At 66.1% G+C, this 14,876-nt stretch carries 16 protein-coding genes; 6 read left to right on the forward strand and 10 right to left on the reverse strand.

The window, feature by feature from the left end; genetic code table 11:
- Positions 1 to 15 precede the first annotated feature (15 nt).
- Positions 16 to 885: a 3-hydroxyisobutyrate dehydrogenase gene (gene mmsB / locus CG716_RS20310; RefSeq protein ID WP_094482923.1), complete on the forward strand. Its 870-nt coding sequence runs from the start codon at positions 16 to 18 to the stop codon at positions 883 to 885.
- Here mmsB and CG716_RS20315 read toward each other — a convergent pair.
- The 10 genes from CG716_RS20315 to secY form a co-directional block, all read right to left on the reverse strand.
- On the reverse strand, positions 882 to 1,391 hold the full coding sequence (locus tag CG716_RS20315; protein WP_094482924.1) for a MarR family winged helix-turn-helix transcriptional regulator: 510 nt from the start codon (positions 1,389 to 1,391) through the stop codon (positions 882 to 884). The two genes, mmsB and CG716_RS20315, sit on opposite strands and share 4 nt — an antisense overlap.
- Positions 1,392 to 1,430: 39 nt before the next feature.
- A complete protein-coding gene (locus CG716_RS20320) occupies positions 1,431 to 2,462 on the reverse strand; it encodes a pyridoxal phosphate-dependent aminotransferase (protein WP_094482925.1) in 1,032 nt (343 codons plus the stop codon).
- Positions 2,462 to 3,484, reverse strand: a complete 1,023-nt coding sequence (locus tag CG716_RS20325; RefSeq protein ID WP_094482926.1) for a 3-oxoacyl-ACP synthase III family protein — start codon at positions 3,482 to 3,484, stop codon at positions 2,462 to 2,464. The genes CG716_RS20320 and CG716_RS20325 overlap by 1 nt, the downstream gene beginning before the upstream one ends.
- 8 nt (positions 3,485 to 3,492) lie before the next feature.
- On the reverse strand, positions 3,493 to 4,158 hold the full coding sequence (locus CG716_RS20330; RefSeq protein WP_094482927.1) for a DUF8713 domain-containing protein: 666 nt from the start codon (positions 4,156 to 4,158) through the stop codon (positions 3,493 to 3,495).
- The gene (locus tag CG716_RS20335) at positions 4,139 to 5,872 is read right to left on the reverse strand and encodes a thiamine pyrophosphate-binding protein (protein WP_094482928.1); all 1,734 of its coding nucleotides are present in this window, start codon (positions 5,870 to 5,872) and stop codon (positions 4,139 to 4,141) included. Before CG716_RS20335 ends, CG716_RS20330 begins: the two co-directional genes overlap by 20 nt.
- A gap of 158 nt (positions 5,873 to 6,030) precedes the next feature.
- On the reverse strand, positions 6,031 to 6,741 hold the full coding sequence (locus CG716_RS20340) for an anti-sigma factor family protein (protein WP_094482929.1): 711 nt from the start codon (positions 6,739 to 6,741) through the stop codon (positions 6,031 to 6,033).
- The gene (locus CG716_RS20345) at positions 6,738 to 7,253 is read right to left on the reverse strand and encodes a sigma-70 family RNA polymerase sigma factor (protein WP_165774224.1); all 516 of its coding nucleotides are present in this window, start codon (positions 7,251 to 7,253) and stop codon (positions 6,738 to 6,740) included. Before CG716_RS20345 ends, CG716_RS20340 begins: the two co-directional genes overlap by 4 nt.
- A gap of 78 nt (positions 7,254 to 7,331) precedes the next feature.
- Complete coding sequence (gene map / locus CG716_RS20350) at positions 7,332 to 8,129, reverse strand: type I methionyl aminopeptidase (RefSeq protein ID WP_094482931.1); 798 nt, start codon at positions 8,127 to 8,129, stop codon at positions 7,332 to 7,334.
- Between the two features lie 6 nt (positions 8,130 to 8,135).
- On the reverse strand, positions 8,136 to 8,681 hold the full coding sequence (locus CG716_RS20355) for an adenylate kinase (protein WP_094482932.1): 546 nt from the start codon (positions 8,679 to 8,681) through the stop codon (positions 8,136 to 8,138).
- Complete coding sequence (secY, locus tag CG716_RS20360; protein ID WP_094482933.1) at positions 8,678 to 10,003, reverse strand: preprotein translocase subunit SecY; 1,326 nt, start codon at positions 10,001 to 10,003, stop codon at positions 8,678 to 8,680. Before secY ends, CG716_RS20355 begins: the two co-directional genes overlap by 4 nt.
- A 284-nt stretch (positions 10,004 to 10,287) precedes the next feature.
- Between secY and CG716_RS20365 the strand changes: the two genes are divergently transcribed.
- The 5 genes from CG716_RS20365 to CG716_RS20385 are packed head-to-tail and all read left to right on the forward strand — an operon-like array spanning position 10,288 to position 14,875.
- Positions 10,288 to 11,211 (forward strand): class I SAM-dependent methyltransferase, encoded by a 924-nt coding sequence (locus CG716_RS20365; protein ID WP_165774225.1) that lies wholly within the window; start codon positions 10,288 to 10,290, stop codon positions 11,209 to 11,211.
- Positions 11,208 to 12,113, forward strand: a complete 906-nt coding sequence (locus CG716_RS20370) for an SAM-dependent methyltransferase (RefSeq protein ID WP_094482935.1) — start codon at positions 11,208 to 11,210, stop codon at positions 12,111 to 12,113. The genes CG716_RS20365 and CG716_RS20370 overlap by 4 nt, the downstream gene beginning before the upstream one ends.
- Positions 12,114 to 12,117: 4 nt before the next feature.
- Positions 12,118 to 13,041, forward strand: a complete 924-nt coding sequence (locus CG716_RS20375) for a class I SAM-dependent methyltransferase (RefSeq protein ID WP_094482936.1) — start codon at positions 12,118 to 12,120, stop codon at positions 13,039 to 13,041.
- Positions 13,041 to 13,952 carry a class I SAM-dependent methyltransferase gene (locus tag CG716_RS20380; RefSeq protein ID WP_094482937.1) on the forward strand — a complete coding sequence of 304 codons (912 nt, stop codon included), beginning with the start codon at positions 13,041 to 13,043 and terminating at the stop codon, positions 13,950 to 13,952. Before CG716_RS20375 ends, CG716_RS20380 begins: the two co-directional genes overlap by 1 nt.
- An 8-nt stretch (positions 13,953 to 13,960) precedes the next feature.
- A complete protein-coding gene (locus tag CG716_RS20385) occupies positions 13,961 to 14,875 on the forward strand; it encodes a class I SAM-dependent methyltransferase (protein WP_094482938.1) in 915 nt (304 codons plus the stop codon).
- Position 14,876 lies beyond the last annotated feature (1 nt).

Consider the following 14,876-nt stretch of genomic DNA (forward strand, 5'->3'; position numbering starts at 1 on the left):
CAAAGGAGCCTGCACATGACGACGATCGCATTCCTGGGACTGGGTCACATGGGTGGGCCGATGGCGGCCAACCTCGTCAAGGCCGGCTACACCGTGCGCGCCTTCGACCCGGTGCCCGCATTGCGTGCGGCCGCCGAGGAGAAGGGTGCGACGGTGTTCGACGCCGGCGCAGCCGCGGTCGCCGAGGCCGACGTGGTCATCACCTCACTGCCCAACGGGGCGATCGTGAAAGCCTGCTACGCCGAAGCACTTCCGGCTGCCAAGGCGGGCACGCTGTTCATCGACACCTCCACCATCTCCGTCGACGACGCGCGGGAAGTCCACACCCAGGCCGCGGCCGCCGGGATGGCCCAGCTCGACGCACCGGTCTCCGGCGGCATCAAGGGCGCGACAGCAGGCACGCTGGCCTTCATGGTCGGCGGCGAGGCCGACGCCCTGGAGAAGGCTCGCGCGGTGCTGGAACCCATGGCCAGCAAGGTGATTCACTGCGGATCATCGGGCGCCGGGCAGGCTGCCAAGCTGTGCAACAACATGGTGCTCGCAGTGCAGCAGATCGCCGTAGGCGAGGCATTCGTGTTGGCCGAGAAGCTCGGCCTGTCGGCGCAGTCGCTATTCGACGTGATCACCGGCGCCACCGGCAACTGCTGGGCCGTGCATACGAACTGCCCTGTGCCCGGCCCTGTTCCGACCTCACCGGCCAACAACGACTACCAGCCCGGATTCGCCACCGCGCTGATGAACAAGGACCTGGGTCTGGCGATGGACGCGGTGTCGTCCACTGGTGCCACCGCGCCGCTGGGTACTCACGCCGCCGAGATCTACAGCAAGTTCGCCGCCGACCACGCCGATCTGGATTTCAGCGCGGTCATCGACACCCTGCGCTAGAAATCTCCCGCGTGATGGCGCAGCGTCTCGATCGACGCCACCAACGCGCGGGCTTCCTGCGCCGACACCCCGACGTCGGCGAAGACCTGGTCATTGAGCGTCGCGGTGGCATCCTCCACCGTCGAGCGCCCCAGCTCGGTGATCTCCACAAGCGTGGTGCGCCCGTCGGTGGGATGCGGCACCCGCCTGACCAGTCCGTCGGCCTCCAGTCGGCGAATGGCATGCGTAACGCTGGTGACATGCACCTGCAGCCGGTCGGAGGCCTTGGTGATCGGCAACGCACCGGTGCGGCTGAAGGCCAGCAATCGCAACAGCTCGAACCGCGAAAAGCTCAGATCGTAGGGCCGCAGGGCGTTCTCCACCCGGGCCAGCAGGATCTGGTGGGCCCGCATCACCGACGTCACCGCCACCATGCCCTCGGCGACATCACCCCAGCCGGCACGCTCCCAATTCCGGCGCGCGGCAGCGATCGGGTCCGGCTTCTCGGGCGGTGGTGAATCGGGCATCCGCCCATTCATACCGCATCGACCCACCGTCGTAGGGCACTACCGCGACGTCGCCACGGCGGTCAGCACCGCGCGCGTCGACCACCGGTCCCCCACCGTGATCCGCACCCCGCCGTCGCCGTAGTGCCGCACCCGCAAGCCCGCCGGGTCGAACACCTCCTGCCACGGCTTGCCCGCCGGCGGCAGGTACACGAAGTTCGCGTGCCCTTCGACGGCGTACGCCCCCATCGCGCGCAGCCGCATCCGCAGGTAACGCCGCTCGGCGGAGATCACCCGAATACGCCGCTGCAGCTGACGTTCCGCGTCATAGGACGCAGCGACCGCCACCAGACTGGTGCTGTCCATGCCGAACGGCAACTGCATCCGCCACAGCCTGCCGATCAGGTCGGCGGATCCGAAGCCGTAGCCGATACGCAGACCGGCCAGACCGTAGGCCTTGGAGAACGTGCGCAGTACCAGCAGATTCGGATACCGCTCGATCAGCGACAATCCGTCGAGCCGGAATGCTGGTGCGACGAACTCGATGTAGGCCTCGTCGAGCAGGACGATGGTTTCGCTGGGCACTGAGGCGAGGAATCGTTCCACCGCGAGCGCGGACTCCACGGTGCCGGTCGGGTTGTGCGGCCGGCACAAAACCACCACCTTGGCTTCTTGCGCGGCCTCGGCCAGCGTCTCCAGATCGTGGTGGCCGTATTCGTCGAGCGGCACCATGATCGGTTGCAGCCGGGCCATACGCGCGAAGATCGGATAGCCGTCGAAGGTCGGTGTGGCCATGGCGATCCGGTCGCCTGGCTCGGTCATGGCGTGCAACAGCTGCATCGCGACACCGGTGGCGCCCTGGCCCAGCACGACCTGCTCCTCGGCCACGCCGATCCGGCTGGCGATCAACCGCCGCAGGCCCTCCGGTAAGAACTCCGGATACCGGTTGGCGGAGTCAATCGCACTGATGAGAGCCGACCGCACGGCGGGCAGCGGCGAGAATGGATTCTCGTTGAGCGACAACGCCATTGGATCGACTGCTTCGGGGAGTGCGACGACGGTGTCATCGGCAACGCGCGTCAAGGGGATCATCAGGCGGCCCGACCTCCCCAGCGCACCGCGGCCGCCCCGGCGAAATCACCGGCGTGGGCGAACGCCGCCATCAGGATGGTGTCGCCGGCCGAGATCCGCCCGTCGCTGATCGCCCGGTCGAGGTTGACCGGGATACCGGCCCCGAACAGGTTGCCGCACTGGTCGAAGGTGTCGACATGCCGTTCGACGGGTAGCTCGAGCGCTTCACGCCAGTTGCGCAGGAACACCCGGTTGGGCTGATTGCTGACGAACAGGCCGACGTCACGGGACTTCATGCCGATGCGATCGCAAACCGCCAGGGCCACCTCCGGCACCTGCCGGTTGCCCCGCGCCAGCACCTTCGTGATCTTGGACTCGGTGAATCCGAGGTTGCCCTCGGCAGATCCGGGCTGCCACCATTTGCGCGGCGGGTCGAACGTGATCGTCATGTCCCCGGCGAATTCGCCGTAGGTCCGGGTTTCGATGTCCAGGATCGGTGACTCGTCGGACAGGGTGACCAGCCCGACGGCCGCACCGTCGCCGGGTACTGCCGCCTGTGCCTTGGTCCGCACAGTCGGCTGGTCGAAGACCTGACCGGCCGAGTTCTGCGCGATCGCCACCAACGCGGTCTGCCCGGCACCCGAGGACAACAACTGGCGCGCGACCTGCAGCCCCAGCACGAAGGCCGCGCATCCGCCGTTGTGTAGATCCAGCACCCAATTCGGCCGCATCCCAAGGCGATGCGCGATCGCACCGCCGCTGCCGTAGAACGGCATGTCCGGCATCTGGGTGTGGGTGATCAAGATATCGGCACCGGTGACCACGTCCTCGCCGTGCCGCTCGATCAGCCCGGCAGCGGCGCGCTCGATCATGTCGGTGGCGGTCTCGTCGGGTGCGACGTGGTGACGGAACTTCGGCGCACGGAACATCAGGTTGTCCCGCAACTCATCGGACTCGGCGAACTGCGCGTAGTAGTCGGCCGGCACCGGTTCGCCGGGAAGGTAGCTCGAGATGTCGATCAGGCTGACGCTGGATTGCTTCATGGCAGTGCTTATTTCATCCACTTGGGGGTTACCGGCAGTCCGTTGCGATGCCGGTACTCGGCGATCGCTTTGAGGTTCTTCATCTCGAGTTCGTGGCCCGCGCCGAACATGTCCCAGAAGTCGCCGACCCACACCGGACGTTGCGGTGGAGCGGTTTCGGGGTAGGGATTCTGGTCGTAGAACGGGTGACGGCAATTCGTCCAGAGCACAACCGAACCCGGCTTGTCGAGCACGACCTGCGCGTCGATCACCCGCATCAGGTAAATCATCCACAGGTGCCTACCCTGGTCCCACGCGCAGTGGTAGTCCACGGTGCGCGCCTCAGGGTTGGCCACCGTGCGGGTGTATATCTCTGTCTCCGAACCCAATCGGTCATACGCCACCCAGAGCCCCGGCTCGTCGGTCGCCTCGAATCCGCGCAAACTGTACGTCCACTCCTCCAGCGAGCGGGTGTCGGACAGATACTCGTAGAGTTCGTCAGGCGGGCAGTCGATGTAATCGTTGACGGTGCAGTACGTGCCGAAGACCTCGTCGTGCGGGTACACCGACCGCATCATCTCCATGATGACCGGGGTGGCTTTCTCCCGAGGGGACGTCTCGATCCGGGTTAATCCGTCGATCGGGTCGGCGGATCCGGTGTGGATGACGATGTCGTCAAGCGCGGGCAGCGACATGGGGTCTGCTCTCTTCTGTGGTTGGGCGGCCCTGCGGGCCGATGTGTGAGCCTGATTTCTGCAACGCAGCCAGGAATGGCGCGAACGGCGGGATTTCGTCGGCGGAGCACTCGATGCTGACGACGGACGGACCGTCACCGGCCAGCGCTTCGCCCAGCGCCGAGGGAAGTTGCCCGGCCTCGGCGACGTTGACCGAGTGCAGCCCGGGCAACATGGCCGCCAGGCCAGCACCCAGATTGGCTGGTCGGAATCGGTTGTAACTGTAGATATCTCGGTAGTAAAGCTGCTCACGGGTCACGCACATGGCGTGTGCGTTGTTGTTGAACAGCACGAAGGTGATGGGTAGGCGGTATTGCCATGCGGTGTGCATCTCCATGCCATGCATGAAGAACGAACCGTCGCCGGCGACCACCACGACGCGGCGCCCCCGGCCGAAGGCCATCCCGATGGCCGCCCCGAAGCTGTAGCCCATACCACCCATGCCGAGCGCGACGATGAACCGTCCCGATCTGCGCACCGGGAGATTGTGGATCGCAGACGCACCCGTGTTGCCCGCGTCGACAACGATGTCGACATCGTCGGGCAGCACGGCATCAAGCGCGGAAACTGCTTCCCGATAACGGATTCCGTCGCCGTCGTAGCGGGGTGGGACCAGCTCTTCGTGCCCGACCACCTCGGGCACCCGCACGCCGTTGGGTCGGCGTCCGTAACCGGACAGCATCATCGCCAGCTGAGACAACGACGCCTTGAGATCGTCGGTATGGATATGGGTACACGCGAGATACGGCGCCGCCGAACCCATGGACATCGTCGGCGCGCCGCCCAGGGCTTCTTCCAGACCGGTGCGCGCGGTGACGTTCAGCCGGGTTCCGATCAGCAAGCACAGGGCGCTGTCACGGATCGCGTCCGCGATGCCGGGATGACCCATCACGCCGGTCACACCGAGCGAGGACGACGAGCCCAGTCCCGGTGAGCCGCTGACATCCTTCGCGTCGGGGACCGTCGCAACCCTGGCTCGCAGCAGCGCACGCAGCCGCTCCAGCTCGTCGCGGGCGTCGTCACGCGCCACCTGCTCGCCGGCGATGATCGTCACGGATCCGCGCGCCCGGCGCAGCGCCCGGGCGATCGGCCACGGGTCACCGACCGTCGTGGGCTCTGGGGCCGACGACAGCCGGCTCCGCACCGGCACTAGCGATTGCTGAATATCTTTGGGCAACAACAGAACTGCTGGTCCACCACGCCACGCCGCGGCGATTGCCTCCGGCAGGGCGGTGAGGATCTGCTCCGCAGAGGTGATGCGTCGGCAGTACACCGACACCGCCGAGAACAACGCTTGTGCATCCAGTGCGCCGTTGCGACCGCTGGTGTCCTGAAAGCTCCCGCGGCCGTCCATCGCGGTGGGCGGCTGTCCGATCAATGCCAGCACCGGCACGCGGCTGGCCAGCGATTCCCCGAGCCCCGGCACAAGGTTCAGCGAGCCACCGCCTGAGGTCGCCATGACCACACCCAGCCCGCAACCCGCCCGGCTGAACCCGTCGGCCATTGTCGCCGCGGAGAATTCATGCTTGGCCAGAACTGCTGTGACCCCGTCGTGGAAGTATGCGGCGTCGTAGAGATCCTCGATATTGGCGCCGTCGACGCCGAACAGGTAGTCGACGCCGGTGGCCGCGAGCTGGTCGACGATGTGGTCGACCACACGTTGTTGCCTGTCCATTCCGATCACCTGTCTCCCGGCCCTGACAGTGACACGAAGGGTGACAGGGTTCGGTTCACGGATAGCCGCGGTGGTCCACTGAAAACCCTTTTAGCAGAAAGCCTTTGACACCCAGCGTTATCCCAGGTGTCAATATCAGACTGATCGCTAGGTCAGGATTACATGCTGTGTTGCAGCAGAACATCGCCGGTATCGGCTTTGACCACCTGCACAGCGGCGATCTTCTCCATCGGCATCGACGTGCTGCCGGTCGGCGAGGCCGACTCGCCTTCGCGGGCCATCCACGTCGCCAGCTGGACGCGGCTGCCGTCGCGGCCGACCGCATACATCACCAGCTTGTCGCTGTCGTCAGCGTCGTCGTCGCCGATTTCCTCGTGGTACGTGCACGTCATCTCGACGTGGGTGCCCCACCCCATCGGAATCACCTGTACCGACGCCTCGAACGACGACGGCGTGACCGGCGTCATGCTCGCTGCCGCCGATACCTGCGACGTGGCGGGCGGCGCCTCGAACGGTGCCGGCTTGATCGCAACGAGGATCCCGACGGCCAGCACCGCGGCTGCCGCGGCGGCCACCGTCCAGGTGATCCACCGTCCGCGCCGACGCCGGCGCCGTACCTCGAAGAGGATGCCGTCGAGCAGCTGGGGACGCAGCGGGGGCGGTTCGGTATCGCCGGTGTCGATCGCGGCCACCTCGTCGGCGCTGAGCATGGCCAGCAGGGCGGGCATGCCGCTGAGCTCGCCGACTGCCGCTCGGCAGGGCACGCATCCGGCCAAGTGCAGTTCGTATTCGCGGCGCTCGTTGCTCGACAGCGACCCCAACACGTAGGCGGCGTCCCACGTCTCGTACAGATCGTTCGGATCCTTCACCGGGTCACCCCCATTTCCTGCAACGTCAGGCGAAGCGCACGCACCGCGTAGTGCAGCCTCGACTTCACCGTCCCCTCGGCGATCTGAAGGTCGGCCGCGATCTGCGCCGTCGTCCAGCCAAGATAATAGGAACGGCGGACGACAGCCCGATGGTCGGGCGACAGCTGAGCCAGCGCATCGCCGATCAACAGCCGGTCCAATGCCGTGTTGACCTCGTCGGGCCCGGCGGGCTCGGGGGCCCCCTCGGTGTCCAGCGAGTCGGTTTCCCGGCGATACCGGGCACTGCGGCGTTCGTCGATGATCATGTTGCGAGCGACGGTGAACAGCCACGCCCGTGCAGAACGCTCGGCGTCGCCGGCCACCTCGGGGTGTTGCCAGGCCCGCAGCAGCGTCTCCTGGACCACATCTTCGGCACGCGCGGGATCCCCGGTGAGTCGCAGCGCATAGCGCCATAGGGCGGCGGCATGCTCCTGGTAGAGCACCCGCACCAACGCCGCTTCCGGGTCGTCCATCATCAACCTCCCGGCAGAGACACGTAACCGGTGGGTGTCTGGTTCACCGTATGCGCCACAGCGCGCGGTGAACCAGGACTAGATCGTGAGGATTCGCGGCCCGTCATCGGTGACCGCGACGGTGTGCTCCCAGTGCGCAGCGCGTGACCCGTCCGCCGTGACGACGGTCCATTCGTCAGCCAGGATCCGGGTCTTGGTGGTGCCCAAGGTCAGCATCGGCTCGATTGCCAGCACCGAACCGGCGACCAGCAGCGGTCCGCGGCCGGGCTCGCCCTCGTTGGGCAGGAACGGGTCCATGTGCATCTGCCGGCCGATGCCGTGCCCGCCATAACCCGCGACGATGCCGAACCGCCGGCCGAACGTGCGCTCGGCGGCGTGGGTGCCGGTCTCGATGGCGTGGGAGACGTCGGTGAGGCGGTTGCCGGGGATCATCGCCGCGATCCCGGCTTCCATGGACTGCTTTGTCGCGGCCGACAACGCCTCGTCCATCGCGATCAGCGGGCCGATCCCAAAGGTGACGGCGGCATCGCCGTGCCAGCCCTCGATGATCGCCCCGCAGTCGATCGACGCCAGATCGCCGGCCGCCAACTTCTCGTCCTGCGTCGGAATACCATGCACCACACGGTCATTGACTGACGAGCAGATGCTGGCCGGATAGCCGTGGTAGCCCAAAAACGAAGGGATGCCGTTGGCTTCGCGGATTACGGTCTCGGCGACGTCGTCGAGTTCCTTGGTGGACACCCCGGGTGCGGCGGCGGCCTGGACCGCACGAAGCGCAGCGGCCACCACGGACCCGGCAGCGGCCATCGCGTCCAACTCGCCCGGTGTGCGGGCGGGGACGGTTTTGCGGTTGCGCAGTCCGGGCAGCGAGACCATCGAGATTTAGCGGCCGAGTGCGTGCAGCGCCCGGGCGAACACTTCGTCAAGGCCGCCGACGGCGTCAACGGTCTTGAGTTCGTCCTGGTAGTAGTCCAGCAGCGGTGCGGTCTCGTCGCGGTAGACCTTGAACCGGTTGCGGATGGTCTCTTCTTTGTCGTCGTCGCGGCCGCGCGCCATCAGCCGGGTGACCAGCTCGTCTTCGGGCACCCGGAACTCGACGACGGCGTCCAGCTTGAGGCTGCGCCGGCTGAGCATCTGCTTGAGGGCGTCGGCCTGCTCCACCGAGCGGGGGAATCCGTCGAGGATGAATCCGTCGGCCACGTCCCCATCGTCGAGCCTGTCGTCGACCAGCGCGTTGGTCAGGGTGGCGGGCACCAGATCACCGGCGTCGAGGTACTTCTTGGCCTCCAGGCCGAGCTCGGTGCCCTCGCCGATGTTGTGCCGGAACAGATCGCCGGTCGAGATGTGGGGGACCCCGAGCTTGTCCGCCAGCTTGGCCGCCTGAGTTCCCTTACCCGCGCCAGGCGGGCCAAGCAAAACAATTCTCACTTCAGGAACCCTTCGTAGTTGCGCTGCATGAGCTGGCTCTCGATCTGTTTGACCGTATCCAAGCCGACGCCAATCATGATCAGAACCGCTGTGCCGCCGAACGGCAAGTTCTGGACACCGCCACTGTTACCCATCTGCAGGAACAGGTTCGGCAGAACGGCGATCACACCCAGGTAGATCGAGCCGGGAAGGGTGATCCGATTTAACACGTAACGCAGGTAGTCGGCGGTGGGCTTGCCCGGTCGGATACCGGGGATGAACCCGCCGAACTTCTTCATCTCATCGGCACGCTCATCGGGGTTGAACGTGATCGACACATAGAAGTAGGTGAAGAAGATGATCAGGCCGAAGTAGATGCCGATGTACACCGGGTCGGCGGGGTTCGTGAGGTAGTTCGCGACGAACCGATCCCACCAGCCGTTGCTCGGGGTGGTGCGGCCGCTCTGGATCAGCTGAGTGATCAGGTGCGGGATGTAGATCAGCGATGAGGCGAAGATGACCGGGATAACGCCGGCCTGGTTGACCTTCAGCGGCAGATAGGTCGACGTGCCGCCGTACATCCGGCGGCCGACCATGCGCTTGGCGTACTGGACCGGGATACGGCGCTGTCCCTGCTCGACGAAGACGACGCCGATGATGATCAGCAGGGCCGCCGCGCAGACGGCGGTGAAGACCAGGCCGCCGCGGCCGTCCAGGATGCTCTTGCCTTCAGCGGGGATGCGGGCGGCGATGCCGGCGAAGATCAGCAGCGACATGCCGTTGCCGACGCCGCGCTCGGTGACCAGCTCGCCCATCCACATCACCAGCGCCGCTCCCGCGGTCATCACCAGCACGATGATGACCAGGGAGAAGATGCTGGTGCTCTGCAGGATGTCCAGGGAGCAGCCCTGCAGCAGGCCGCCGTTGGCGGCCAGGGCCACGATGCTGGTGGCCTGCAAGATAGCCAGGGCGATCGCCAGGTACCGCGTGTACTGGGTCATCTTGGCCTGGCCGGCCTGACCTTCTTTACGCAGCTGTTCGAACCGCGGGATCACCACCGTCAGCAGCTGCACGATGATGCTGGCGGTGATGTAGGGCATTACGCCCACCGCGAACACGGTCAACTGCAGCAGTGCGCCGCCGGAGAACAGGTTGATCAGCGAGTAGATCTGACCCCCGCTGCCGCCGCTGACCTGCTCGATGCACTGATGGATGTTCTTGTAGTTGACCCCGGGGGACGGCAGCGATGCGCCGGCCCGGTACAGGATCACCACGCCCAGGGTGAACAGAATCTTTCGCCTCAGGTCGGCCGTCCTGAGCGAAGAGATGAAAGCCGAGAGCACTCTTCCTCCTGGGCAGCCGGACGTGAGTCTCAGCGTGCCAATGGGGCTGGTCTGGCCAGCGTTCGGGTAATCCTGCCTTGCACCGATCGCCGCCAGGTTTCCCCCTGCAGCATCGCGCGCTCAAACAGTCTACGAGAGTAACAGTTGGCCCAGGCAGGGCGGGAATCCGTGGATCGGTACCGCCGAGGCCATCGCGCTCACAGAGGTCTCCCAGCCGGAATCACGTACAGTCAATACTGGTTATATTGGCTAAGTATAAATTGCGGATGTAAAGGGCTCTGGATATGACGCGTACCGAGAACGACACCTGGGATTTGGCGTCCAGCGTGGGAGCCACCGCGACCTTGGTCGCCGCAGCCCGCGCCGCGGCCAGCCGGGAGGCCGAACCCCTGATCGACGATCCCTTCGCCGAACCACTGGTGCGGGCCGTCGGCATCGACTTCTTCACCAAGATGGCACTCGGTGACCTCCACACCCCCGACGACCAGTCGGCCATGGGCGTCAACCGGATGACCGACAACATGGCGGTCCGGACGAAGTTCTTCGACGAGTTCTTCCTCGGCGCCGCCGGAGCCGCTGGGGTCCGCCAGGTGGTCATCCTGGCGTCGGGACTCGACTCCCGCGCCTACCGGCTGGACTGGCCGGCCGGCATGGTGGTCTTCGAGATCGACCAGCCGGAGGTCATCGCGTTCAAGACCCAGACCCTGGCCGACCAGGGTGCCGCGCCGACGTGCGATCGCCGCCCGGTAGCCATGGATCTGCGCAACGACTGGGCCAGCGCACTGCGCGAGGCCGGGTTCGACCCGCAGGCGCCGACCGCGTGGAGCGCCGAAGGCCTGCTGGGCTATCTCCCCCCGGAAGCGCAGGACCGCCTGCTGGACACCGTCACCGAGCTGTCCGCGCCGGGCAGCCGGATCGCCATCGACACCGCACCCCCGTCCAATGCGGAGGAAAGCGAAGAGTCGCGCGAGAAGATGGAGACGATGTCGGCGCACTGGCGCGACAACGGCTTCGACCTTGATTTCGCCAGCCTGGTCTACCTGGGTGAGCGCAACGAGGCCCGCGACTACCTCGCCGGCCACGGCTGGAATGTCAGCAGCTACCCCGTCAACGAATTGCTGGCCGCCGGCCAGCGGGACACCTTCGACGAGGACGAACCGATGAGCAATATGTACTACCTCAGCGCCGTCTACGGCGACGCCCGATGAGCCGCAGCGACGCCGACTCCTGGGACCTGGCCACCAGCGTCGGGACCACGGCGACCATGGTGGCCGCAGCCCGCGCGGTCGCCAGCCGCGAGGACAACGCACTTATCGACGACCCGTTCGCGGCGCCGCTGGTGCGCGCCGTCGGCATCGACATCTTCACCAAGATGGTCGACGGTGACATTGATCTCGCGGCTGTCGACACCGGCGACACCGCCCAGGCCCTCACCGACGTGATGGCGGTGCGAACCCGATTCTTTGACGACTTCTTCCTCGACGCCGCCAAGGCTGGGGTGCGGCAGGCCGTTATCCTGGCTTCCGGCTTGGACTCTCGGCCCTACCGCCTGGACTGGCCGGCCGGCACCGTGGTCTACGAGATCGACCAACCCCAGGTCATCGAGTTCAAGACCGCAACACTGGCCGCACTGGGCGCCTCTCCCACGGCCGAACTCCGCACGGTGAGTGTCGATTTGCGCGACGACTGGCCGGCAACCTTACGCGCCAACGGTTTCGACGAGACGAAGCCGACGGCGTGGAGTGCCGAGGGGCTGCTGATGTACCTCCCGCCAGACGCCCAGGACCGGCTCTTCGACAACATCACCGCGTTGAGCCCGGCCGGCAGCCGGATCGCCACCGAGTACCACCCCGACGCCGGCGCCGCCCTTGCTGACCGCTCCGCCGCGGTCAGCGACCGATGGCGGGACATGGGGCTCGACCTCAACCTGAGCGACCTGTTCTATAAGGGCGAGCGCAATCCCGCCATCGACTACCTCGCCAACCATGGCTGGGAGGTCAATGGGCGCAGCCGCGTAGAGATGTTCGCGCACTACGGGCGCGCCTTCCCCACTGGGGATCTGAGCAAGTCCCTGAGTAATTCGTTGTCCGTCACCGCAATCCGGAAGTAACCCCATGAGCGAATCGATCCGATACGACGGCGACACCTGGGACCTGGCTTCCAGTGTGGGCGCCACCGCGACCTCGGTCGCGGCATCCCGCGCGCTGGCCTCCCAGGGACCCGACGCACTCATCCACGACCCCTATGCCGATGCACTGGTCAAGGCTGTCGGCGTGGACTACCTGATCCGGATGGCCAACGGTGAGGCCAGCATCGAGGACGACCCGATGCTCAACCGCCGCCGGATGACCGAACAGATCGCGGTTCGGACCCGGTTCTTCGACGACGTCTTCACAAACGCGGCTCGCGACGGCATCAACCAGGCAGTGATCCTGGCCTCCGGGCTGGACACCCGCGCCTACCGGATGAGCTGGCCGGCCGGCGCCGTGGTGTTCGAACTCGACCAGCCCCAGGTCATCGAGTTCAAGTCCCGTGTGATGGCCGATCAGGGCGTCTCCCCCACCGCCGAGCGGCGCGCGATCGGTGTCGACCTGCGGGACGACTGGCCGGCGGCCTTGCGGGAGAACGGCTTCGACGCCAATCAGCCGACTGTGTGGATCGCCGAAGGACTCTTGATCTATCTGCCACCCGAGGCGCAGGATCGGTTGTTGGACAGCGTCACCGCGCTGTCCGCCCCCGACAGCCGGTTCGCCACCGAGTACATGGCCGCCGGAATGACACTGCCCGACAGCTGGCGCGAGCGGTTCAAGAACTATTCGGCGCGCATCGGCTCGGACATCGACCTGCCCGCACTGTTCTACGACGGCGAGCGCAACGCGGTGGGCGACTATCTGGGTGAGCGCGGCTGGCGGATCAACGTCCAGACCACCCGGGAATCGTATGCCGCCAACGGTTTCGAGCTGCCTGACGACGAGATGGCAGTCGAATTCAGTGACAGCGCCGGTTACCTGACCGCGACCCGCGCCAGGGCGCAGTGATGGCCCGCACCGACGGTGACACCTGGGATCTGGCCTCCGGAGTGGGCGCGACCGCAACAGCCGTTGCCGCGTCCCGAGCGCTGGCCAATCGGGCGACCCTGATCGACGATCCGTGGGCTGAGCCGTTGGTCAAGGCCGTCGGCATGGAGGTGTTCCTGCGGATCCTCGACGGGAATATCGACAGTGACGACGCGGAATCTGATCTGCGGCGGATGGCGCAGGGAATGGCCGTGCGCACACGCTATTTCGACGACTTCGTGATCGACGCCACGGCATCGGGCATCCGGCAGACCGTCATTCTGGCGTCGGGCCTCGACGCCAGGCCGTACCGGCTGACGTGGCCGGCGAGCACCGGTGTCTTCGAGATCGACCAACCCGGCGTCATCGATTTCAAGACGACCACGCTGCGCAACCTGGGAGCCACCCCCACCGCCGACCTTCACACCATCGGAGTGGATCTGCGCGACGACTGGCCGGGCGCGTTGCGCGCCAGCGGATTCGATCCAAGCCAGCCGACGGCGTGGATCGCCGAAGGCCTGCTGATCTATCTGCCGCCGGAAGCCCAGGACCGGTTGTTCGACCACATCACAGCACTGAGCCCGGTCGGCAGCAGGCTGGCCACCGAATTCATGCCCAGCATGGGGGCATTCACCGGAGAATCCGGCGAGCCCGATGACGACGGACAGGAACGCTGGCGAAAGCTCGGGTTCCACGACGACCTCGCCGATCTGGTGTATCACGGCGAACGTAGCCACGTGATCGATTATCTGAACGGGCTGGGCTGGCAGGTTACCGGCGATCTGATGCAGGAACTGTTCGAGGCCAACGGATTCGAGAGCCACGACGACGAAATGGCGGAGAAGTTCACTGGCTTCCAGTACATCTCGGCAGCTTTGACTTCGACGAACTAGGAGACACAATGGCACGCACTGACAACGACACCTGGGACCTGGCGTCCAGCGTGGGCACCACCGCGACAGCGGTGGCCGCCGGACGCGCGTTGGCGACCAAGGATCCACGAGGGCTGATCCATGATCCGTTCGCCGATCCACTCGTCCGCGCGGTCGGCGTCGACTTCTTCGTCAAGATGATCGACGGCGAACTCGACGAAGCGTTGTTCAGCGATGTCGCACCCGAGCGGGTGCAGGGCATGATCGACGCAATGGCTGTGCGCACCAAGTTCTTCGACGACTACTTCACCTCGGCCACCGCCGACGGTACCCGTCAGGCGGTGATCCTAGCCTCGGGCCTGGACGCCCGCGCGTATCGGCTGCCGTGGCCGTCGGGCACGGTCGTGTTCGAGATCGACCAGCCCCAGGTGATCGAATTCAAAACCGGCGTTTTCGATGGATTGGGCGCCGCCCCGACCGCGCAACGCCACACCATCGGCATCGATCTGCGTGAGGACTGGCCCACCGCCCTGCAGGCAGCCGGTTTCGATGCCGCCGCGCCCACCGCATGGCTGGCCGAAGGACTACTCGTTTACCTCCCGCCGGAGGCCCAGGATCGGCTGTTCGACACGATCACCTCACTGAGCGCGCCCGGCAGCGCCGTGGCCACCGAATATGTGCCCGGTATCATCGATTTCGACCCGCAGGCCGGCACAGACATGACGTCCACCGCCCGCGATCACGGCTTGGACCTCGATATGGGGTCGCTCGTGTACACCGGCCCCCGCAGCCACGTGATCGAGTACCTGGGCGCCAAGGGCTGGGCCGTCACCGGCACTCCCGGCCCCGAGCTATTCCAGCGCAGTGGACTGCCGACGCCACCCGAGCAGGACGACAATAGCCCGTTCGGCGAGATCGTCTACGTCAGCGCCACTTTGAACTAGA

The sequence above is a fragment of the Mycolicibacterium sphagni genome, from assembly GCF_002250655.1.
Taxonomy (GTDB): Bacteria; Actinomycetota; Actinomycetes; order Mycobacteriales; family Mycobacteriaceae; genus Mycobacterium; species Mycobacterium sphagni.

Coding starts and splice junctions, on each gene's coding strand:
- mmsB (WP_094482923.1), top strand. CDS start 16: ATGACGACGATCGCATTCCTGGGACTGGGTCACATGGGTGGGCCGATG.
- CG716_RS20315 (WP_094482924.1), bottom strand. CDS start 1,391: ATGCCCGATTCACCACCGCCCGAGAAGCCGGACCCGATCGCTGCCGCG.
- CG716_RS20320 (WP_094482925.1), bottom strand. CDS start 2,462: ATGATCCCCTTGACGCGCGTTGCCGATGACACCGTCGTCGCACTCCCC.
- CG716_RS20325 (WP_094482926.1), bottom strand. CDS start 3,484: ATGAAGCAATCCAGCGTCAGCCTGATCGACATCTCGAGCTACCTTCCC.
- CG716_RS20330 (WP_094482927.1), bottom strand. CDS start 4,158: ATGTCGCTGCCCGCGCTTGACGACATCGTCATCCACACCGGATCCGCC.
- CG716_RS20335 (WP_094482928.1), bottom strand. CDS start 5,872: ATGGACAGGCAACAACGTGTGGTCGACCACATCGTCGACCAGCTCGCG.
- CG716_RS20345 (WP_165774224.1), bottom strand. CDS start 7,253: ATGGACGACCCGGAAGCGGCGTTGGTGCGGGTGCTCTACCAGGAGCAT.
- map (WP_094482931.1), bottom strand. CDS start 8,129: ATGGTCTCGCTGCCCGGACTGCGCAACCGCAAAACCGTCCCCGCCCGC.
- CG716_RS20365 (WP_165774225.1), top strand. CDS start 10,288: ATGACGCGTACCGAGAACGACACCTGGGATTTGGCGTCCAGCGTGGGA.
- CG716_RS20370 (WP_094482935.1), top strand. CDS start 11,208: ATGAGCCGCAGCGACGCCGACTCCTGGGACCTGGCCACCAGCGTCGGG.
- CG716_RS20375 (WP_094482936.1), top strand. CDS start 12,118: ATGAGCGAATCGATCCGATACGACGGCGACACCTGGGACCTGGCTTCC.
- CG716_RS20380 (WP_094482937.1), top strand. CDS start 13,041: ATGGCCCGCACCGACGGTGACACCTGGGATCTGGCCTCCGGAGTGGGC.
- CG716_RS20385 (WP_094482938.1), top strand. CDS start 13,961: ATGGCACGCACTGACAACGACACCTGGGACCTGGCGTCCAGCGTGGGC.